The organism is Dryocola baronae (assembly GCF_051297175.1).
Taxonomy (GTDB): domain Bacteria; phylum Pseudomonadota; class Gammaproteobacteria; order Enterobacterales; family Enterobacteriaceae; genus Dryocola.
This window is the reverse complement of record NZ_JBINNY010000001.1, coordinates 4,663,212-4,682,354: the sequence shown is the minus strand read 5'-3', so window position 1 is coordinate 4,682,354 and position 19,143 is coordinate 4,663,212. Positions and strand designations below refer to the sequence as shown.

General features: G+C 57.3%; 16 protein-coding genes. 8 read left to right on the top strand and 8 right to left on the bottom strand.

Going from position 1 to position 19,143, the window contains the following annotated elements; all coding sequences use genetic code 11:
* Positions 1-393 precede the first annotated feature (393 nt).
* On the bottom strand, positions 394-2,730 hold the full coding sequence (locus ACSPHG_RS22215; protein WP_435955636.1) for a Tex family protein: 2,337 nt from the start codon (positions 2,728-2,730) through the stop codon (positions 394-396).
* 122 nt (positions 2,731-2,852) lie between these two features.
* Positions 2,853-3,326, bottom strand: coding sequence for a transcription elongation factor GreB (gene greB, locus ACSPHG_RS22210; protein ID WP_435955635.1), 474 nt, complete (start codon positions 3,324-3,326; stop codon positions 2,853-2,855).
* A 235-nt stretch (positions 3,327-3,561) separates the two neighbouring features.
* Here greB and ompR point away from each other — a divergent pair, with 235 nt between their 5' ends.
* Together ompR and envZ are read left to right on the top strand one after the other, a co-directional pair.
* Positions 3,562-4,281: an osmolarity response regulator transcription factor OmpR gene (ompR, locus tag ACSPHG_RS22205; RefSeq protein ID WP_001157751.1), complete on the top strand. Its 720-nt coding sequence runs from the start codon at positions 3,562-3,564 to the stop codon at positions 4,279-4,281.
* On the top strand, positions 4,278-5,639 hold the full coding sequence (gene envZ, locus ACSPHG_RS22200) for a two-component system sensor histidine kinase EnvZ (RefSeq protein WP_435955634.1): 1,362 nt from the start codon (positions 4,278-4,280) through the stop codon (positions 5,637-5,639). The genes ompR and envZ overlap by 4 nt, the downstream gene beginning before the upstream one ends.
* A 133-nt stretch (positions 5,640-5,772) precedes the next feature.
* Here envZ and pckA read toward each other — a convergent pair whose 3' ends face one another.
* The 5 genes from pckA to ACSPHG_RS22175 all read right to left on the bottom strand — a co-directional run bounded on the left by pckA (position 5,773) and on the right by ACSPHG_RS22175 (position 11,948).
* Positions 5,773-7,392, bottom strand: a complete 1,620-nt coding sequence (pckA, locus tag ACSPHG_RS22195; protein WP_435955633.1) for a phosphoenolpyruvate carboxykinase (ATP) — start codon at positions 7,390-7,392, stop codon at positions 5,773-5,775.
* 369 nt (positions 7,393-7,761) lie between these two features.
* Positions 7,762-8,640: an Hsp33 family molecular chaperone HslO gene (gene hslO / locus ACSPHG_RS22190; RefSeq protein WP_435955632.1), complete on the bottom strand. Its 879-nt coding sequence runs from the start codon at positions 8,638-8,640 to the stop codon at positions 7,762-7,764.
* A 24-nt stretch (positions 8,641-8,664) separates the two neighbouring features.
* Positions 8,665-9,066: a ribosome-associated heat shock protein Hsp15 gene (gene hslR, locus ACSPHG_RS22185; RefSeq protein ID WP_435955631.1), complete on the bottom strand. Its 402-nt coding sequence runs from the start codon at positions 9,064-9,066 to the stop codon at positions 8,665-8,667.
* Between the two features lie 2 nt (positions 9,067-9,068).
* A complete protein-coding gene (gene yrfG / locus ACSPHG_RS22180; RefSeq protein WP_435955630.1) occupies positions 9,069-9,746 on the bottom strand; it encodes a GMP/IMP nucleotidase in 678 nt (225 codons plus the stop codon).
* Positions 9,747-9,806: 60 nt separating this feature from the next.
* The gene (locus tag ACSPHG_RS22175) at positions 9,807-11,948 is read right to left on the bottom strand and encodes an intracellular growth attenuator family protein (protein WP_435955629.1); all 2,142 of its coding nucleotides are present in this window, start codon (positions 11,946-11,948) and stop codon (positions 9,807-9,809) included.
* A gap of 331 nt (positions 11,949-12,279) precedes the next feature.
* On the opposite strand from ACSPHG_RS22175, the gene nudE reads away from it, so the two are divergent.
* Entirely contained in the window at positions 12,280-12,840 is a 561-nt protein-coding gene (gene nudE / locus ACSPHG_RS22170) for an ADP compounds hydrolase NudE (protein WP_435955628.1), read from the top strand.
* A gap of 54 nt (positions 12,841-12,894) precedes the next feature.
* On the opposite strand, the gene mrcA is transcribed toward nudE, so the two are convergent.
* Entirely contained in the window at positions 12,895-15,447 is a 2,553-nt protein-coding gene (gene mrcA, locus ACSPHG_RS22165) for a peptidoglycan glycosyltransferase/peptidoglycan DD-transpeptidase MrcA (RefSeq protein WP_435955627.1), read from the bottom strand.
* An 80-nt stretch (positions 15,448-15,527) separates the two neighbouring features.
* Here mrcA and ACSPHG_RS22160 point away from each other — a divergent pair, with 80 nt between their 5' ends.
* From ACSPHG_RS22160 to pilQ, 5 genes are read left to right on the top strand one after another with little or no spacing between them, the layout of a single operon-like run.
* A complete protein-coding gene (locus ACSPHG_RS22160) occupies positions 15,528-16,391 on the top strand; it encodes a type IV pilus biogenesis protein PilM (RefSeq protein ID WP_435955626.1) in 864 nt (287 codons plus the stop codon).
* On the top strand, positions 16,388-16,924 hold the full coding sequence (locus ACSPHG_RS22155; RefSeq protein ID WP_435955625.1) for a PilN domain-containing protein: 537 nt from the start codon (positions 16,388-16,390) through the stop codon (positions 16,922-16,924). The genes ACSPHG_RS22160 and ACSPHG_RS22155 overlap by 4 nt, the downstream gene beginning before the upstream one ends.
* Positions 16,914-17,387: a HofO family protein gene (locus ACSPHG_RS22150; protein WP_435955624.1), complete on the top strand. Its 474-nt coding sequence runs from the start codon at positions 16,914-16,916 to the stop codon at positions 17,385-17,387. Before ACSPHG_RS22155 ends, ACSPHG_RS22150 begins: the two co-directional genes overlap by 11 nt.
* Positions 17,377-17,763: a HofP DNA utilization family protein gene (locus ACSPHG_RS22145; protein WP_435955623.1), complete on the top strand. Its 387-nt coding sequence runs from the start codon at positions 17,377-17,379 to the stop codon at positions 17,761-17,763. The genes ACSPHG_RS22150 and ACSPHG_RS22145 overlap by 11 nt, the downstream gene beginning before the upstream one ends.
* A complete protein-coding gene (gene pilQ, locus ACSPHG_RS22140) occupies positions 17,702-18,949 on the top strand; it encodes a type IV pilus secretin PilQ (protein ID WP_435955622.1) in 1,248 nt (415 codons plus the stop codon). The genes ACSPHG_RS22145 and pilQ overlap by 62 nt, the downstream gene beginning before the upstream one ends.
* Positions 18,950-19,143: the final 194 nt, after the last annotated feature.

Here is a 19,143-nt window from a genome sequence, read left to right as displayed (position 1 = left end):
TCGAATTGCAATGGTGAATTTTTAGCATCTGCTATTAATTTAATCAAATAATAACAATCAGTTAAGAAAGTGAATAAAGCGTAACGCGATTATTTTTCCTGAATTAATGTTGCCTTAATATTTCATGTGTTACGCAAATGATGCTCGATGGTTTCAATAATGAGCATGGTAAGAAAGTTTCATTTTTTGGAACGCGTTATATTAATAAGAGATTTAATGCGGCTGATAATGAAATGTTATTTGGGGTGGGGGCGAGTGCGAATAAGAACAATTTGTGCGGAATGACGACTGGCCTTTAAAACTGCCTTCGTGTAGGTCGGGTAAGCGAAGCGCCACCCGACATTTTTGGTGGATGGCGCATGCGCTTATCCACCCTACAAACACGATTTTTTTCTAGCGTTTCTTACCTAAAGCCGCAGCCAGCGCATCGCTCATCGCGCTGTTACCGCTGCTGGTGCTGTCGCGGCCACGCGGTTTTGCCTGCTGCTGCGCCGGGCGGCGAGCGTTGTTTTGCTCACGCGGTGCGGCACTGCTGCGGCGGCTGTTGGATTCACCCGGCTGCTCGTCAAGACGCATGGTCAGCGCGATGCGCTTACGCGCCAGGTCAACTTCCATCACCTTCACTTTAACGATATCACCGGCCTTCACCACCTTGTGCGGATCGTCGATGAACTTATCGGAAAGCGAGGAGATGTGGACCAGGCCGTCCTGATGCACGCCGATATCCACGAACGCGCCAAAGTTGGTGACGTTGGTCACCGCGCCTTCCAGCACCATGCCCGGCTGCAGGTCGTTCATGGTTTCGACGCCGTCGGCGAACTTCGCGGTTTTGAACTCCGGACGCGGGTCGCGGCCCGGTTTTTCCAGCTCTTTGATGATGTCGGTGACCGTTGGCACGCCGAAGCGCTCGTCGGTAAACTCGCTCGCCTTCAGGCCGCGCAGCGCTTCGCCGTTGCCCATCAGGTCGGCCAGTGCCTGCTCGGTGGCCGCCAGAATACGTTCAACAACAGGGTAGGCTTCCGGGTGAACGGTGGAGGCGTCGAGCGGGTTGTTGCCGTGGTTGATGCGCAGGAAGCCCGCGCACTGCTCGAAGGCTTTCGGCCCGAGGCGGCTCACTTTCAGCAACTGCTGGCGGTCCTGGAAACGCCCATTTTCGTCGCGCCAGTTAACGATGTTCTGCGCCATCATGCGCGTCAGGCCCGCAACGCGGGTCAGCAGCGGCACGGAGGCGGTGTTCAGATCCACGCCCACGGCGTTCACGCAGTCTTCCACCACGGCATCCAGCTTCTTCGCAAGCTGCGACTGGCTGACGTCGTGCTGGTACTGGCCCACGCCGATGGATTTTGGATCGATTTTCACCAGCTCGGCGAGGGGGTCCTGAAGGCGGCGGGCGATGGAAACCGCGCCGCGAATCGACACGTCCAGATCCGGGAATTCCAGCGCCGCCAGCTCGGAGGCGGAATAAACGGACGCGCCCGCTTCGCTGACGATCACTTTCTGGGCGGTGACTTTCGGGAACTGCTGCTGCACGTCGAGGAAGAAACGCTCGGTTTCGCGAGAGGCGGTACCGTTGCCGATTGCCACCAGCTCGACGTTATGTTTTTCGCACAGCGCCGCCACGGCGACCGCGGCTTTTGCGGCCTGGCCGGTGTGCGGATAAATCGTGTCGGTGGCGACCAGCTTGCCGGTGGAGTCAACCACCGCGACTTTTACGCCGGTACGCAGGCCCGGATCGAGACCCATAGTGGCGCGCAGGCCAGCAGGCGCGGCCATCAGCAGGTCGTGCAGGTTACGGGCGAATACGTTGATCGCTTCTTCTTCGGCGCGTTCGCGCACGGTGCCCATCAGCTCGGTTTCGAGGTGCATCAGCACTTTGATGCGCCAGGTCCAGCTCACCACGCCGCGACGCCAGGCGTCTGCGGGGGCGTTGTTCAGGCGCAGGCCGAGGTGGTCGATAATAATCTGCTCGCAGTAGCTTTCGCGCGGCGGTTCGTCGTGCTGCGGATCGGCATTCAGGGCGAGCTGTAAAATGCCTTCGTTGCGGCCACGGAACATGGCGAGCGCGCGGTGGGAAGGGGCGGTTGCGATAGGCTCGTGGTGGTCGAAGTAGTCGCGGAATTTCGCGCCTTCCTCTTCTTTACCGCTGACCACGGTTGCCACCAGGTGGGCGTTCTTCCACAGGTAGTTACGCACTTTTGCCAGCAGAGCGGCGTCTTCCGCGAAGCGTTCCATCAGGATGTAGCGGGCACCGTCCAGCGCGGCTTTGGTGTCGGCAACGCCTTTGTCGGCGTCAACGTAGCGGGCGGCTTCTTCTTCAGGATTGTGGGATGGCTCGTTCCACAGCAGATCGGCCAGCGGCTCAAGGCCCGCTTCAATGGCGATTTGCCCGCGCGTGCGGCGTTTTGGCTTGTACGGCAGGTACAAATCTTCAAGCTCGGTTTTGCTCAGCGTGCCGTTAATGGCGTTCGCCAGTTCGTCGCTGAGTTTGCCCTGCTCGTCGATAGATTTCAGAATGGCCTGGCGGCGATCGGACAGCTCGCGCAGGTAGCTTAGACGGGTTTCCAACTGACGCAGCTGCGTATCATCCAGGCCGCCGGTGACTTCCTTACGATAACGCGCGATAAACGGCACGGTATTCCCTTCATCGAGCAGGCGAACGGCAGCGTCAACCTGTTCCTCGCGGGCCTTAAGCTCGCCGGCAATAATGCGGCTGAGTGAATCATTCATCATGGCTTTTTCATCTGTGTAGTGCGGAAAATTTCAGTGCACAGTTATACGGATTGGAGGGCAAGAATGCCAGCCACCGCGCCCGAGGCGAACTGAATCGGACTGTTCTGTGACCGACATGTGGTCTATTTCACATACTCGATTTTATTCACGTACCACTGCGCCTCGCCGCCGGGCGTTTGCACAGTGGCCAGATCGCCGACTTCTTTTTTTAGCAGGGCACGGGCCATCGGCGAATCGATAGAGATGTAATCTTTGCGGCCAAAAATTTCATCGTAACCAACGATGCGAAAACGTAACTGGTTACCTTCGTCATTTTCAATTTCGACCCACGCGCCAAAGAAGACTTTGCCTTCCTGCTGCGGGGAATAATCGACGATCTTGAGGTTTTCGAGGCATTTCGTCAGATAACGTACCCGGCGGTCTATCTCGCGCAGCCGTTTTTTGTTGTACTGATAGTCGGCGTTTTCACTGCGATCGCCAAGGCTTGCCGCCCAGGTGACCTTTTTGGTCACTTCCGGCCGCTCTTCGCGCCACAGGTAGTCCTTTTCTTGTTTAAGCTTTTCGTAGCCTTCACGGGTAATTAAGGGCGTTTTCATGGTCGGGCCTTCAATGTGGATAGCTTTATGGTGATTTAAACCGATATATCAGCACGATGGCAATGCTGGCATAGTGAGAAGCCGGTCATCGTTTTGGCAAATAAATGACTATAACCGCCTGTTTAATATGCTTTGTAACAATTTCGACTAGAATGTATACCAGAATTGACTGGTCGTATCGGCGCAGTTTTTTAAGAATACGCACTCAACTGTACGTGCCTTTGGGAGTATAAGAATGCAAGAGAATTATAAGATTCTGGTTGTTGATGACGACATGCGTCTTCGTGCGCTGTTAGAGCGTTATCTCACCGAGCAGGGCTTCCAGGTCCGTAGCGTCGCGAACGCTGAACAGATGGATCGCCTGCTGACCCGTGAGTCCTTCCACCTGATGGTGCTGGATCTCATGCTGCCGGGCGAGGATGGCCTGTCTATTTGCCGCCGTCTGCGCAGCCAAAGTAACCCAATGCCGATCATCATGGTGACCGCGAAGGGTGAAGAAGTTGACCGTATCGTTGGCCTCGAAATCGGTGCCGATGACTACATTCCAAAACCGTTTAACCCGCGTGAACTGCTGGCCCGTATCCGTGCCGTTCTGCGTCGCCAGGCGAACGAACTGCCGGGCGCGCCTTCTCAGGAAGAAGCCGTTATCGCCTTCGGTAAGTTTAAGCTGAACCTCGGCACCCGCGAGATGTTCCGTGAAGACGAGCCTATGCCGCTGACCAGCGGTGAGTTCGCGGTGCTGAAAGCGCTGGTGAGCCATCCGCGCGAGCCGCTTTCCCGCGATAAGCTGATGAACCTCGCCCGTGGTCGCGAATACAGCGCCATGGAACGTTCCATTGATGTGCAAATCTCCCGCCTGCGTCGCATGGTGGAAGAAGATCCGGCGCACCCGCGTTATATCCAGACCGTATGGGGCCTGGGCTACGTATTCGTGCCGGACGGTTCTAAGGCATGAGGCGAGTCCGCTTCTCCCCCAGAAGCTCCTTTGCCCGTACGCTGCTCCTGATCGTCACCCTGCTGTTCGTCAGCCTGGTGACGACCTATCTTGTGGTGCTCAACTTCGCGATTCTGCCGAGCCTGCAGCAATTTAATAAGGTTCTCGCCTACGAAGTTCGTATGCTGATGACCGACAAACTGCAGCTTGAGGACGGCACCCAGCTGGTGGTGCCACCGGCTTTTCGCCGCGAGATTTACCGCGAGCTGGGTATTTCCCTCTATTCCAACGAAGCGGCAGAAGACGCTGGCCTGCGTTGGGCGCAGCACTATGAATTTTTAAGCCAGCAGATGGCGCAGCAGCTTGGTGGCCCGACGGAAGTGCGCGTTGAGGTCAACAAAAGCTCGCCCGTTGTCTGGCTGAAAACCTGGCTGTCGCCGAATATCTGGGTTCGCGTGCCGCTGACGGAAATCCATCAGGGCGATTTCTCCCCGCTGTTCCGCTATACGCTGGCGATTATGCTGTTGGCGATAGGGGGGGCGTGGCTATTTATTCGTATCCAGAACCGACCCCTTGTCGATCTGGAACACGCTGCTTTGCAGGTAGGAAAAGGAATTATTCCACCGCCGTTGAGGGAATACGGTGCTTCAGAGGTGCGTTCTGTGACACGAGCATTTAACCATATGGCCGCGGGCGTCAAGCAGCTGGCGGATGACCGAACGCTGCTGATGGCGGGCGTCAGCCACGATCTGCGCACGCCGCTGACGCGTATCCGTCTGGCGACCGAAATGATGGGCCAGGAGGACGGCTATCTTGCCGAGTCGATCAACAAAGATATCGAAGAATGTAACGCGATTATCGAACAGTTCATCGACTACCTGCGCACCGGGCAGGAGATGCCGCTGGAAACCGCCGATCTCAACGGCGTGTTGGGCGAGGTGATTGCGGCGGAAAGCGGTTATGAACGTGAAATAGAAACCGATCTGCAGGCGGGCGAGCTGTTGGTGAATATTCACCCGCTGTCGATTAAGCGCGCCGTGGCTAACATGGTGGTCAATGCGGCCCGCTACGGCAACGGCTGGATCAAAGTCAGCAGCGGCGGCGAGCTAAACCGCGCCTGGTTCCAGGTGGAAGACGACGGGCCGGGCATCAAGCCGGAGCAGCTTAAGCACCTGTTCCAGCCGTTTGTTCGCGGCGACAGCGCGCGCAGCACCAGCGGCACCGGGCTTGGGCTGGCTATCGTGCAGCGCATCATCGACAACCACAACGGTTTGCTCGATATCGGCGTGAGCGAACGGGGCGGGCTGCGGATTAAGGCTTATTTGCCTTTGCCGATAAGCAAAGTCGTCCACCAGAGCAAAGAAAGTAAACCGGCATAAAAAAACGAACCCCCAGGGGTTCGTTTTTTTTATAGGTATTGTCGGATGGCGCTACGCATATCCGACCTGCAATAGGTTCGTAGGGTGGATAAGCATAGCGCCGTCCACCGCATACACGCTCCCACCGCCGGGTTTAAAGCTTAGGCCCTGCACTCACCAGCGCTGCCCCGGCCGGGGTATCGGTGTACTTCTCGAAGTTAGACACGAACAGCTTCGCCAGCTGCTCGGCTTTCTCCTGCCACTGTTCCGGGGACGCGTAGGTGTTACGCGGGTCCAGAATGTGGCTGTCGACGCCGGCAAGCTCGGTCGGGATCGCCAAATCAAACATCGGCAGCGTGAAGGTTTCCGCGTCATCCAAAGAGCCGTCCAGAATCGCATCGATAATCGCGCGCGTATCTTTGATGGAGATACGCTTGCCGGTGCCGTTCCAGCCGGTGTTCACCAGATACGCCTGCGCGCCGGAAGCCTGCATGCGCTTCACCAGCACTTCCGCATACTGCGTTGGGTGCAGCGAGAGGAACGCCGCGCCGAAGCACGCCGAGAAGGTTGGCGTCGGTTCGGTTACGCCGCGCTCGGTTCCCGCAAGCTTGGCGGTGAAGCCGGACAGGAAGTGGTACTGAGTCTGGTTTGCCGTCAGCCGTGAAACCGGCGGTAAAACGCCGAACGCGTCAGCCGTCAGGAAGATAACCTTGGTGGCGTGGCCCGCTTTGGAAACCGGCTTCACGATGTTGTCGATATGGTAAATCGGATACGACACGCGGGTGTTTTCGGTTTTCGAGCTGTCGTCGAAGTCGATAGAGCCGTCGGCGCGCACCGTGACGTTTTCCAGCAGCGCATCGCGGCGGATCGCGTGGTAGATATCCGGCTCGGCCTCTTCGGAAAGACGAATGGTCTTCGCGTAGCAGCCGCCTTCGAAGTTAAACACGCCGTCGTCGTCCCAGCCGTGTTCGTCATCGCCAATCAGGCGGCGTTTCGGGTCGGTGGACAGGGTGGTTTTACCGGTGCCGGATAGCCCGAAGAACACCGCTACATCGCCTTTTTCGCCGACGTTAGCCGAGCAGTGCATAGAAGCAACGCCTTTTAACGGCAGCAGATAATTCATGATGGAGAACATGCCTTTCTTCATTTCGCCGCCGTACCAGGTGCCGCCAATCAGCTGCATCCGTTCGGTGAGGTTAAAGGCGATGAAGTTTTCGGAGTTCAGCCCCTGCTCCTGCCAGCGTGGGTTAGTGCATTTGGCACCGTTCATCACCACAAAGTCAGGTTTAAATGTTGCCAGCTCTTCTTCGGTTGGGCGGATAAACATGTTCTTAACGAAATGAGCCTGCCAGGCCACTTCGGTAATAAAACGTACCGAGAGACGCGTGTCGGCATTGGCGCCGCAGAACGCGTCGACAATGAACAAACGTTTACCAGAGAGCTGTTCGGTGACGAGACCTTTCAGGCTTTGCCAGGTCTCTTCGGAGAGAGGTTTGTTGTCGTTCTTGCCTTTACCATTATCCGCCCACCAGAGCGTGTCGCGGGTTGTGTCGTCGCGAACGATGTATTTATCCTTCGGCGAACGACCGGTAAAGATGCCGGTGTCAACGGCGACTGCGCCAAGATTTGTTTCTACGCCACGTTCAAAGCCTTCCAGACTGGGATCCAGCTCTTCGCGATACAGAGTGTCGTAATCGGGGTTGTAAAGCACTTCACTCACGTCGTGAATACCATAAGCCTTGAGATCCTGCGGGGTTATGCCTTTAACTCGCATGTCACTACTCCTTAGCCAATTTGTACTGCCTGAGATTGTAGGGTTGTTTATTGGTTGTTAACCGCGACCAAACTCATAGATTTGAGCATCCGACTCATTTCGGGTAGCGGAAAACGCTGTGAAGCTAGTCACAACGGGGTGAGAGTATGGCAGGAATTGACTTAGCGTCGGGGAAAATATTCCGAATATGTTAAAAAATAGTGCGATAAACGGACGGGGTGTGATCGAACGCGCGTTGAGAGAGAAACGAGTGAAATTTTAACGCAAAGAACGCGGAGTAGGTCGGGTAAGCGAAGCGCCACCCGACAATTTTGGTGGATGGCGCATTCGCTTATCCACCCTACATCTACTCGCTCAGTGAGGGGAAACTCAGTGAACCTGAGGATCCGCCGGAGAAGCGTTGTTGCGGATCGCGGTGATGTCCATGGAGTCGAACACGTAGTGGTTACCGCAGTAATCACAGTTCATGTCGATTTCGCCGTCTTCCTCGATGATGCTGTTAATTTCTTCTTCCGGCAGCGTTTTCAGGGCATCGGCGCAGCGCTCGCGCGAGCAGGTGCACTTGAACTCAACGGCCTGCGGGTCGTACAGCGTCACTTCTTCTTCGTGATACAGACGCCACAGCACGTCGTTAGCCGGCAGGGTCAGCAGCTCTTCCGCGGTGATGGTTTCGGTCAGCGTCGCGAGGTGGCTGAAGTCGTCGGCCTGCGCGTTTTGCGCGGGCAGAACCTGCAGCAGCATGCCGCCCGCAGCCGCCTGGCCGTTCACGTCGCCAGTGCGGATAAACAGGCGCGTCGGCAGCTGTTCGGAGCGCAGGAAGTAGTCTTCCAGGCAGGCCGCCAGCGTATCGCCTTCCAGCCCAACCACGCCCTGATAGCGCTCGCCTTCACTTGGGGTGATGGTGATCACCAGGTAGCCGTTGCCGACCAGGGTTTTCAGATCCGCATCGGCCGGGATTTCGCCCTGTACGCGGGCAACACCGCGCATCTGCTGCCTGTTGTTGCCGTTGATCACCGCAAGGTTCATCGGGCCGTCGCCCTGCAGTTGCACGGTGATGTCGCCGTCAAACTTCAGGGTAGCCGTCAGCAGGCTGGTCGCGACCAGAAGCTCGCCGAGGATTTTTTTAACCGGCTGCGGGTAGTCATGGTTTTCCATGATGTGCTGCCAGGTTTCAGAAACCGTTACCAGTTCGCCGCGCACGGCATAGTTTTCAAACAGGTAACGATGGAGTTGGTCGTGTTGAGCCATAATTTTCTCTCAGTCAGGCGGCAGCTAGTCGTTGCCGCCGTGTTTAAATTTCATCAAATCCCGGCGTTCTTTTTTGTCCGGGCGACGGTCCGGGTGCGGCATGGTCAGCGAGTTCATCTTGCGGGCCAGCGCCATTTTTTCCCGTTTTTCGACGCTTTCCGTCGTCTCTTCGTAAAGCAGGGTGGCTTCCGTGGCCGGGCGGCGCTGCTCGGTAATGCCGAGCACCTTCACCGTGCGTTCGTCGTTGCCCTGGCGCAGCGTGAGCATGGCGTTCAGTTCAACAATTTTGCTGGGCTTGCTGCGCTGTCCGTTGTAGTGCACCTTGCCGCCTTCAATCATTTCCCGCGCCACGGCGCGCGTTTTATAGAAGCGTGCTGCCCAAAGCCATTTGTCGAGGCGTGTGCCTTCGGACGCTTTTTCTTTCATGGCTACTCCTTAACGGATAGCGAGGGGATCAGGCGACGATAGTCGTTCAACGCGGGGTGGCGGAGATACGTTTTGTCAGCCATGCCGGAATCCGGATTGGTGACGCCCAGGCAGTAGCGAATACCAAACGCTGCCGCCGCATCGAGAATCGGCTCGCTGTCGTCGATAAATACCGTTCTGGCTTCATCCAGCCCCGTATGGGCCGCAACCGCCTGCCACAAACGCCGATCTTCTTTCGGATAACCAAATGTGTGGGTGGAAAGCAATAAATCAAGGTGCTGCCCCAAACCCGTGTGTTCAAGTTTGACCGCCAGGTTATGCGGATGCGCGTTGGTGAGCAGAATTCGCCTTTTGCCACAGGCTTTTAACGCCTCGAGGAACGGGACGGTGTCTTCGCGCAGTACGGCGTTTGGCCCCTGGGTGGTGGTCATCGACGTGATGTCCAATCCCAGCCGTTCGCTCCAGTAATCCAGACAGTACCAGTTTAGCGTATGCTGCACGGCGTGATATTCAGCGCCGATCAGCCGGTGCGCTTCCTCAAGGGGAATGCCGCGCTCATGGCTCAGAGTCTGCGGAACCAGCTTCTGCCAGAAGTGGGTGTCGAACGCCAGATCCAGCAGCGTGCCGTCCATATCAAGCAGAACGGTGTCGACATCCTGCCAGGCAATATCAATATGCATGGGGTAAACCTGATTGAGGGAAAACTGCGCGACAGGTTAGCACAACCTGCCGCGTGACGTTTAGAACAGCGACCGTACCGCCGGGAGAGGCGTTAACGAGGGGTTGATGCAGCTTTCATAGTACTGCTGAATTTGCGCCAGACGATTGCGGCTGCGGCGGTAGCGCCTTAAGGCCAGTACGCCGTTGACCACGAAGCACAACAGCATGGTGAACAGCAGCAGGGTCGTGCAGATATAGCGCCACAGGCCGCTGCTGTCCGGGATGCGGTGCAGCGTAACGTGCTGCGTGCCGTTCGCGTCGGTGCTCAGGCCGGTGATAATGCCCTCGGCGCTAAACGGCGTCTGGAGCAGCATTTCGGCCAGGCGCTGGAACTCTTCCCACTGCTCCTGGGCCGGATAGTCATACAGCGAAACCGGCGGCAGCGGCTGGTCTACAAGGTCGCTGCCTTCGTCGCTGATAATAATAAATCCGCCGGGGGCCGGGCTATTGAGCTTCTGCGCCGCGCGGGAGGTTTCGCGAATAAAGAACGGCGCGGTGGAGGTGGTGACCAGGTTATCCAGCGATTCGGCGCTCACCGGGCGCAGCAGGACGTTAACGCCGTCGAGCTTGCCCGCGTCAGCCCGCTTGATGAGCGAGTCCCAGTCTTTGGTATTGCCGAGGTTCACCAGCGCGTTTTTCAGCCGCACGCATTCGTCGCTGGCGGTACACAGCGCCTGGGTTTTTTGTACGATGCCCGCGAAATCATCCAGCAGCACCATGCCGGATTTCTGAATGGCGGTGCGCAGCTGCGGGTTCACCTTCGAATCGGCTTCGGTCTGCGGATGAATCTGGCCGCTGACCGCCTGAATCAGTGCGGTGGCTTTATCCATGATGTCCGATTCCGGCAGCGGCAGAGGACGCGCTGTGTTCCAGACGATCTGCGAGCAGTCGAACGGTGTGAAAGGAGTATTCTGCTTGGTGTTGTACGCGCCCGGCAGATGGATGTTACACATGCCGGTGCCCTTCACGCGCAGCGTATCGCCGACGCGCAAAGTGGTTTTGTCCAAATCGCTAACGCTTGTGGCTTCGACGGTTTGCGCGCCTTTCAGCCAGGAGATGCTGAGCTTTAGCGGCATTTCGAGCGGCACCCAAATCATCAGCATCAGCAACACGACCAGCGCGCCGGTGGCGATCACCATGTTGCGCATCCAGTGCTGGATAGGGAAGTTTTTCACCTCATCGTGCAGCGACAGGAAGCGCCCCTGGCGCACGACGTTGCGATCGAGGTAAATATCGATATCGGTTTTTTGCCCCAGATCCTGCACGACGTAGGGCTGCCAGTGCGGGGGATAAATCAAATCAATAATGCCGAGGGAGATATTGTTGATCTGATCCTGGTTGGATTCACCGAACAGACCCCAGCGCTTTGGCGTGCCGCGCAGGCAGTGTATTTCACGCAGGGTATTTTTAGCCGGAGGCGCAAACAGCCCCCACAGGCTTGCTGCCAGCAGCATAACCGCGCCGCCAAACAGCCAGGGCAGCACGACGGACGGGCTGACCAGGCACAGGAATAGCATCACAAACGCGACGCTCATCAGAATCGCTTCGCGCAGCCCGTCCGGGCGGCTCAGGGCGGCTTCTTCCGGCGTTTCCTGGCGAATGTTCAGCAGTTCAATTTGTTCGCTTTCTTCGCCGCGAATCGAGGCCTGGGTGTCCGTGGTGCGTTCAAGCGCGAAGCCCCGGCTTTCGCCGCTGTCTTCAATCAGCGTATGGCCGTTAAGCGAGATAACCAGCGGCACGGTTTCAGTACGGATAAGCTCAACGCTGTTGTCGTTGGTGATGTACTGTTCCCAGAAGGGCGGCAGGTGGACTTCAACGGAGTCGAGGTAGTAGCGCCATTTGTTGGCGTCATCGGTGGACAGCCCGTAGCGGGTGATGGAGCGGGTCAGGGAGAGAACCGTGTTGCTCTGCGCGTTGAGCACAAGCTTGACCGGCGCGGTGCTGGCACCAGAGGGCCCGACGATATCCTGGGTACGGGTAAGCGTCTCAATGTAGTTTTCAACGGCGGTGCGTTCTTCGGCGGTTATCTTCCGCGAGCTTGCGCCGGTGAATGTTGCCGTGTAGGGGCGCGTGGATCGCAACCGCAGGCTACGCCAGACCAACCATCCGGCAATCAGTGCGCAGGCGAGCATAGCAGCTAAAAGAAGTAATAAGGTGCTCATGCTTTCCCCATCAAATAACCGTTTTTTTGTTCAAGCACAGCCAGGTGCACCCCTTAAAAGTTATGGGTGTAAGAGTTGTTATCGGCAGGTAGGAATAAGAACTTGAGACATATTTATAAGGGCACGACCTGCGGTAAACTGATGTTAGCAAAGCGACTTCCGAGTAAATATCAGCAAATTCCTATTTCAAAGCCATCTATTGACAGATACATCGGCGTCGATAATAAGTCCACAAGGTTACAGAAATGTAAATAATAACTGATGTGCATTGCGCGAGATGTGTGGCATACCGCACAATAGCTGCCTGTTCCCACTGTCAAATCCAGTCACCATGAGCAAATCCTTAATAAAACCGACCATTTTACATGTTGAAACCGTGGCCCGTTCACGTCTGTTTAATGTCGAAACGGTGGACCTGGAGTTTAGCAACGGCGTGCGGCGCGTTTATGAGCGCATGCGGCCTTCCTCTCGCGAAGCGGTGATGATAGTCCCAATCGTGGACGATCATGTGATCCTGATCCGAGAATATGCAGTTGGTACAGAATCTTACGAACTCGGATTTTCCAAAGGGCTTATCGATCCGGGCGAAACCGTGTTCGAAGCGGCTAACCGCGAGCTGAAAGAAGAGGTGGGGTTTGGCGCAAACGAGCTGACGTTCCTCAAAAAGCTCACCATGGCGCCGTCCTATTTCTCCAGCAAAATGAATATCGTGATAGCGCAAGACCTCTACCCTGAATCGCTGGAAGGCGACGAGCCGGAAGAGCTGCCGCAGGTTCGCTGGCCGCTGGCGTCGCTGATGGATTTGCTGGATGAAGATGATTTCAACGAGGCGCGCAACGTTAGCGCGCTGTTCCTGGTGCGGGAATGGCTGAGAGAGCAAGGGCGCTTGTAGCGTTGGTTTGACAGGCGCCAGCAAAGATTGCCCCCTCAGCGAGGGGGCGTGAAATCAGAACAGCTCGTGCGCTTCGCCGTTATCAATAATCGTCGTACCCACCTCATGCACCGCCTGCTGCGTAGGCTGCGTGCCTTCAATGAAATACTCTTCACGACTGTTGCCACCGTTGGCCAACTGCCCGGTGCTGCGGTCGATATTTACCGTCACGATACCCGGCGGCGGGGTTAACGGCTCTTCCGGTACGCCGTCCAGCGCGACCTTCATGAAATCATCCCACGCCGGCTGGGCGCTCTTCGCACCGCCTTCGTAGCCTGAAATCTGGTCTTTGATCGCGCCGCTTGCGGAGGTGCGGCCAAGATTGCGGCGATGATCGTCAAAGCCAATCCAGACGGACGTCACGACGCCCGGCCCATAGCCCGAGAACCACGCGTCTTTCGAGCTGTTGGTCGTACCGGTTTTGCCGCCGATGTCGCGGCGTTTCAGATCACGGCCCGCGCGCCAGCCCGTTCCCTGCCAGCCCGGCTCACCGTAAATATTGGTATTAAGGGCGCTTTTAATCAGGAAGGTGAGCGGGGTGTTGATCACGTGCGGAGCATATTCCGGCGCGGTGGTTTGCGCGACCAGCTCGTTGTTGGCCTGCTCGAGTTTCGGCATCGGCACGGCGGAGTTTTGCTGCTCCTGAGAAATCGCCACGTCCTCCACGTCCTGATTTTCCAGCACGTTAGATTTCTGCGTTTCGCCGTAGATAACCGGCAGGTCGCATTCCGGGCAGGCCACTTTCGGCTTCGCTTCGAATACGGTCTGGTTATTGTCGTCCACGATTTTGGTGATGAAGTACGGGTCGACCAGGAAGCCGCCGTTTGCCATCACCGAGTAGCCGCGCGCAACCTGCATCGGGGTAAACGACGCGGAGCCAAGCGCTAAGGATTCGGTATGCACGATGTTCTGCGCCGGGAAGCCGAAACGCTGCAGATATTCAGCCGCGTAGTCCACGCCCATCGCGCGCATCGCACGAACCATCACCACGTTCTTCGACTGGCCCAGGCCCTGGCGCAGGCGGATTGGCCCGGCATATTCCGGCGGGGAGTTTTTAGGACGCCAGTCAGAACCGGCACCCGCGTCCCAGCGCGAAATCGGCACGTCGTTAAGAATGCTGGCAAGCGTCAGGCCTTTGTCCATCGCCGCCGTGTAGAGGAACGGCTTGATGTTCGAGCCGACCTGGCGCAGCGCCTGGGTGGCGCGGTTAAACTTGCTTTGGTTGAAGTCGAAGCCGCCGACCAGGGCCATCACCGCCCCGTCGCGCGGATTGATAGAGACCAGCGCGGAGTTTACGTCCGGCACCTGGCCTAGCCACCATGCGTCATCCACCTTGCGAACCCAAATCTGCTGGCCTGTCTGCACAACGTCGGTGACCTTGCGCGGCGTCGGGCCTTGTGAGGTATCGGAACGATACGGGCGCGCCCAGCGGATGCCGCTCATGCCCAGCGACACGGAGGTGCCGTCGGCCATCAGTGCCGTTGCTTCGGTTGGGTTGGCGTTGGTAACTACTGCCGGGAACAGCGGGCCATAAACCGGCAGATTCTTCAGGGAATCAAGGATTTTCTTCTCATCCCACGCGCTTTCACCGACCTTCCACAGCACGTTGGACGGGCCGCGGTAGCCGTGGCGCATATCGTAAGCCATGACGTTATTGCGTACCGCCTGCTGCGCGCCCTGCTGAATCTTGCGCGTGATGGTGGTGTAGACCTTGTAGCCGTCTTCGTAGGCTTTGTCGCCGTAGCGGGCAACCAAATCCTGACGAACCAGCTCGGAAAGATACGGCGCGGAGAAGGCGATTTCCGGCGCGTGGTAGTTCGCGTCAATCGGCTGGGCGCGAGCTTCATCGTACTGCGCCTGGGTAATGTAGTTTTCGCTCAGCATACGCGAGAGCACTACGTTACGTCGGGAAGTCGATCTTGGTAGCGAATACAGCGGGTTAAAGGTCGACGGCGCTTTAGGCAAACCGGCAATTACCGCTATTTCGCTAAGCGTAAGCTGGTCGACCGTTTTGCCGAAATAAACCTGTGCCGCAGCGCCCACGCCGTAGGCGCGATACCCGAGATAGATTTTATTCAGATAGAGTTCGAGGATTTCGTCTTTGCTCAGCAGCTGCTCAATGCGCACCGCGAGGAAAACTTCCTTAATCTTACGCATCATGGTGCGTTCGGGGCTCAGGAAGAAGTTACGCGCGAGCTGCTGCGTAATGGTACTTGCGCCCTGTGAAGCATGGCCGGAGAACAGCGCAACGCTTGCCGCACGGAAAATCCCCACAGGATCGACGCCGTGATGCTCGTAGAAGCGACTGTCTTCGGTGGCGATGAACGCTTTCACCATGACCGGTGGAATTTGGTTCAGCGTCAGCGGAATACGACGTTTTTCGCCGTATTGGGCAATCAGTTCCCCGTCAGCGCTGTAAACCTGCATTGGAATCTGCAGCCGCACGTCTTTCAGCGTGGCGACATCAGGCAGCTGCGGCTCGATATATTTGTATAACCCGTAAATCGAGCCGGCTCCCAGCAGAATGCAACAGACTGCAAGGATTAATAAATACTTTACGAACTTCACCTTAATTTTCCCATTACGTTTCACTTGGGCAGTTTCTAAACAACCGCGCGGTAGTATAAAGGCAAGCCAGGAGGTTTGATATGTCAAATTCAAACCCGAACGATAAGGAGATCGTCACGATGGTTTTGCAAACCTGGCAAATAGGCCTGGAAATTCAACACGAAACGCTGCGTGCGGTGGCGGTGCAGCGCCAGCGGCAAGGGTGGCAGCTGCGCCAGTGGTGGCAGCTTCCGCTGCCTGATAACACCTTTCGCGAGGGCGTTCTGCAAGCGCCTGAAAACCTGAACAATGTGCTGGCGCAGTGGCGGCGCGAGCTTCCTCTGCGCCACCAGCTCCGCGTTGCATTTCCGACTCAGCGCACGCTGCAGCGCCCGGTGCCCAGCCCGGACAACCGCCTGCAGGAACCCGCCCGCGAAGGCTATCTTGCCCACGCTGCGGCCAGGCAGCTACAAATGCTGCCCGACCAGCTGAGCTGGGACTACACGCCCATGCCGCAGGAGGCCGCACAAACGCGGGTGATTGCCGCGCGCCACGGCGAAGTGCAGGGGCTACTTGCCTGCTTTACGGCGCAGCGGCTGTTTCCCGCGACGCTTACGCCGGGCGCAAGCGTTCTGCCCATTCTCGGTGCGTTATGCCATCCGAAAAGCCCGCGCTATCTGGTGCATCGTGAGCGCGACCATTGGCTTTGGGCAACGTTAAGCGAAGTACCGGGCTGGGGATGGCTAGACGCGCGCCAGGCACCCCGTTTTTCGGATGTCTGCCAGCAGCTTACCGTTGAGCCGCAGGACGTCGCCTTCAGCAGCGCGGAGTTTGTGCCTCTGCCGGAAGGCGTGACGCCGCTGGACGCGTGGCGCGCGCTGGTTCGGCTCCAGCCGCCGCTGCCGAAGCAGGGCGGGAGCTTCACCGTTGCGATTGGTCTGGCGATAGGGCGGGTGAACCGATGACGCCCTTAGTCAATTTGCTGCCCTGGCGCAGGCGGGAACGGAAGCGGCAGCTTCGCTACTGGCTTTTGCTGTCCGCAGGCTGCCTGACTTCGGCAATATTCGCAGGCGTTTGCAGGCCCGCGCTGTTTGCCTGGCAGATGGAGCAGCAGCATATAAATAGCGAATATCTGGCCGTGCTCAATGCGTCTTTACAGCGTCGGTATCAGCAGGCGCTGGAGCAGGAGAAAGCGCGAAAAATACAGGCGGAACGTGATGCCGAGCGGCAGATGATCCAGGCGTGGGACGCGAGGCTGACCGCTCTCGCTGGCCTGCTTCCTGACACCGTCTGGTTGACCTCTCTTTCCGTTCGAGGCGGACAAATGGTCATCAATGGCAAGGCGGAAAGCACGTTAGATGTTCAGGCTCTGGAGCATAGCCTGCGGCAGCTCGAAGGCATTTCGGGCGTAAAAGCCGAGGGGCTGGAGCGTGACGCGAAAGGCCAACTGAGCTTTATTTTTACCCTTACGCTGACGGGGGTGAGCGATGTGGCTTGAACGCTGGCTAAAAAGCCCGACATGGCTGAAGTATCTCTGTCTTGGCGCGCTCTGCGGCGTGACGCTGCTGATAATGGAGCGACTCCTTGTGCATCCGCGGCAGGCGGCGCTGCGCGACGCGCTTGTGCAAAACCAGCAGAACGCGGGAAAGAGCCAGGCGCTGCGCCACGGGGTCGTCGCTCTTGTTACATCGCTCCGCGAGGCAAAGCCGCTCTTTGATGCCGGGAAACCGCCGCATTTCTCCGTGATGGGGCTTGCCCAGCGCAGCGGCGCGAAGCTTGATAAGTGGCAGCCGGAGCACAATCAGGGGTCGCTGGAAATGCTGCTGGCGTGGGAAAAGCTGCCGCTCTTTTTCACCCATCTTTCCGGCTATCGCGCGGTTTCCCCGCAGGGTTTCAACGTGGAGCCAGCGGGCGGCATGCTGCGCCTGACTATAGCGCTGGATTTCAACGATGAACCGTAGCCTGCTGCTGGCCTTACTCATTGTCGCCCAAACGGCGGCAGGCTCGCCCCGCAACCCTTTTCAGCCTTTGGTTACGCCATGCGACGCTCTGTTTAGCAGGCTGGAGCAGTGGAGGCTGCACGGCGTTATCAGCTCGGAAAAAGGGCAGGTGGCCCTAATGCAAGATCCGCAGAAAGCGTGGCGGCGTATCGCCGTGGGGCAGTTAGCGGAACCCAGCGCGGAAATTGTCGACATCAGCCAAAAAATCGTATCAGCCAGGCTGCCAGCAGAATGCGGGCCGTCGGTTTACTCATGGGAAATAAAAGGAAAACAACATGGCATGGATGCGCGTGATAGCTCTGCTGGCGGCGTGGCCGCTGGCATGCGTCGCAAATAAAAATGTATCGCTGGTGCTGGATAACGCGCCGGTGGTGCAGGTGTTACAGGCGCTGGCAGAAAACCAGAACCTAAATCTGCTAGTGGGGCCCGGGGTCGAAGGGGCGATATCGCTCCATCTCATCAACATTCCCCTCAAGCAGGCTTTTCAACTGGTGCTTAAAGCTGCCGATCTTAGCCAGTCACGCGAAGGGAACGTGGTGCAAATTGTTCCCAACGAGCGGCTTGTGCAGCAGCGGGCGGCGCAGGAGGAGCAGCGCAAGCAGCAGGCGCTTAAGCAGCCATTGTTGAATCAAGTGTTTTCACCCGCACATGCCGATGCGGGCGAGCTGGCCGCAGGGCTTAAGGCGGGGGGCGAAAAGCTGTTAAGCGCGCTCGGCACCGTGACCGTTGATAAACGCACCAATCGTCTTATCGTGCGCGATAACAAAGCGGCGCTTGGGCAGGTTGCTGCCTGGGTCGCTGAAATGGATCTGCCTATGGGGCAGGTTGAACTGGCCGCGCATATCGTGACCATCAATCAGAACAAGCTGCACGAGCTGGGCGTGAAGTGGAGTCTTGCGCAGAATGAGGAAGGCGCGGGGCTGCATCAGCTAACCACCCTGGGGGCCGATGTTTCGGTGGGTACGGCGTCAACGCGCGTCGGTTTTAATATTGCGCGTATCGACGGGCGTCTGCTCGAAATGGAGCTGTCGGCGCTGGAGCAACAGCAGCAGCTTGAAATTATTGCCAGCCCGCGATTAATGGCGGCTCACCAGCAACCTGCTAGCATCAAGCAGGGTACGGAGATCCCATACCAGGTTTCGAGCGGCGAAAGCGGCGCAACCTCGGTGGAATTTAAAGAAGCCGTGCTGGGCATGGAGGTCACGCCGACCATTCAGTCAAATGGCAGCATTCGTTTGAAATTGCGAATTAGCCAAAATATGCCGGGGCGAAGTATTCAGCAGACGGATGGCGAAGTCCTGGCTATAGATAAGCAGGAAATCGAAACCGTGGTGTCGGTGAAGGATGGCGAAACGCTCGCATTAGGCGGTATTTTTCAGCAACATAACAAAGACAGTCGTGACGCCATCCCGCTGCTGGGCGATGTGCCGCTGCTTGGTGGGCTGTTCCGTCACGATGCGAAGGATCATCAGCGCCGTGAGCTGGTGGTTTTTATCACGCCCCGACTTATCCCGATTCCGTAGCTTTTTATAAAGCGCAGTGCGGATTTTTCTCGTAATCGTTGTACAGGTGTTTGACGGCAGAGAGGAATTAGCTTACAAGGTGTACCGTTTCGAGAGGCAGGGTATGAATTCCTGCGGCCGATAAGCCTGATTTATGCATTACATCTCTCTACTGAAGACGTTGAGTGATTTAATCGGTTGCCAAACTACCTTGA

Bases quoted from the DNA above. Each gene is read 5' to 3' on its own strand.
- ACSPHG_RS22215 (WP_435955636.1), bottom strand. From the start codon at position 2,730: ATGATGAATGATTCACTCAGCCGCATTATTGCCGGCGAGCTTAAGGCC.
- greB (WP_435955635.1), bottom strand. From the start codon at position 3,326: ATGAAAACGCCCTTAATTACCCGTGAAGGCTACGAAAAGCTTAAACAA.
- ompR (WP_001157751.1), top strand. From the start codon at position 3,562: ATGCAAGAGAATTATAAGATTCTGGTTGTTGATGACGACATGCGTCTT.
- envZ (WP_435955634.1), top strand. From the start codon at position 4,278: ATGAGGCGAGTCCGCTTCTCCCCCAGAAGCTCCTTTGCCCGTACGCTG.
- pckA (WP_435955633.1), bottom strand. From the start codon at position 7,392: ATGCGAGTTAAAGGCATAACCCCGCAGGATCTCAAGGCTTATGGTATT.
- hslO (WP_435955632.1), bottom strand. From the start codon at position 8,640: ATGGCTCAACACGACCAACTCCATCGTTACCTGTTTGAAAACTATGCC.
- hslR (WP_435955631.1), bottom strand. From the start codon at position 9,066: ATGAAAGAAAAAGCGTCCGAAGGCACACGCCTCGACAAATGGCTTTGG.
- yrfG (WP_435955630.1), bottom strand. From the start codon at position 9,746: ATGCATATTGATATTGCCTGGCAGGATGTCGACACCGTTCTGCTTGAT.
- ACSPHG_RS22175 (WP_435955629.1), bottom strand. From the start codon at position 11,948: ATGAGCACCTTATTACTTCTTTTAGCTGCTATGCTCGCCTGCGCACTG.
- nudE (WP_435955628.1), top strand. From the start codon at position 12,280: ATGAGCAAATCCTTAATAAAACCGACCATTTTACATGTTGAAACCGTG.
- ACSPHG_RS22160 (WP_435955626.1), top strand. From the start codon at position 15,528: ATGTCAAATTCAAACCCGAACGATAAGGAGATCGTCACGATGGTTTTG.
- ACSPHG_RS22155 (WP_435955625.1), top strand. From the start codon at position 16,388: ATGACGCCCTTAGTCAATTTGCTGCCCTGGCGCAGGCGGGAACGGAAG.
- ACSPHG_RS22150 (WP_435955624.1), top strand. From the start codon at position 16,914: ATGTGGCTTGAACGCTGGCTAAAAAGCCCGACATGGCTGAAGTATCTC.
- ACSPHG_RS22145 (WP_435955623.1), top strand. From the start codon at position 17,377: ATGAACCGTAGCCTGCTGCTGGCCTTACTCATTGTCGCCCAAACGGCG.
- pilQ (WP_435955622.1), top strand. From the start codon at position 17,702: ATGGCATGGATGCGCGTGATAGCTCTGCTGGCGGCGTGGCCGCTGGCA.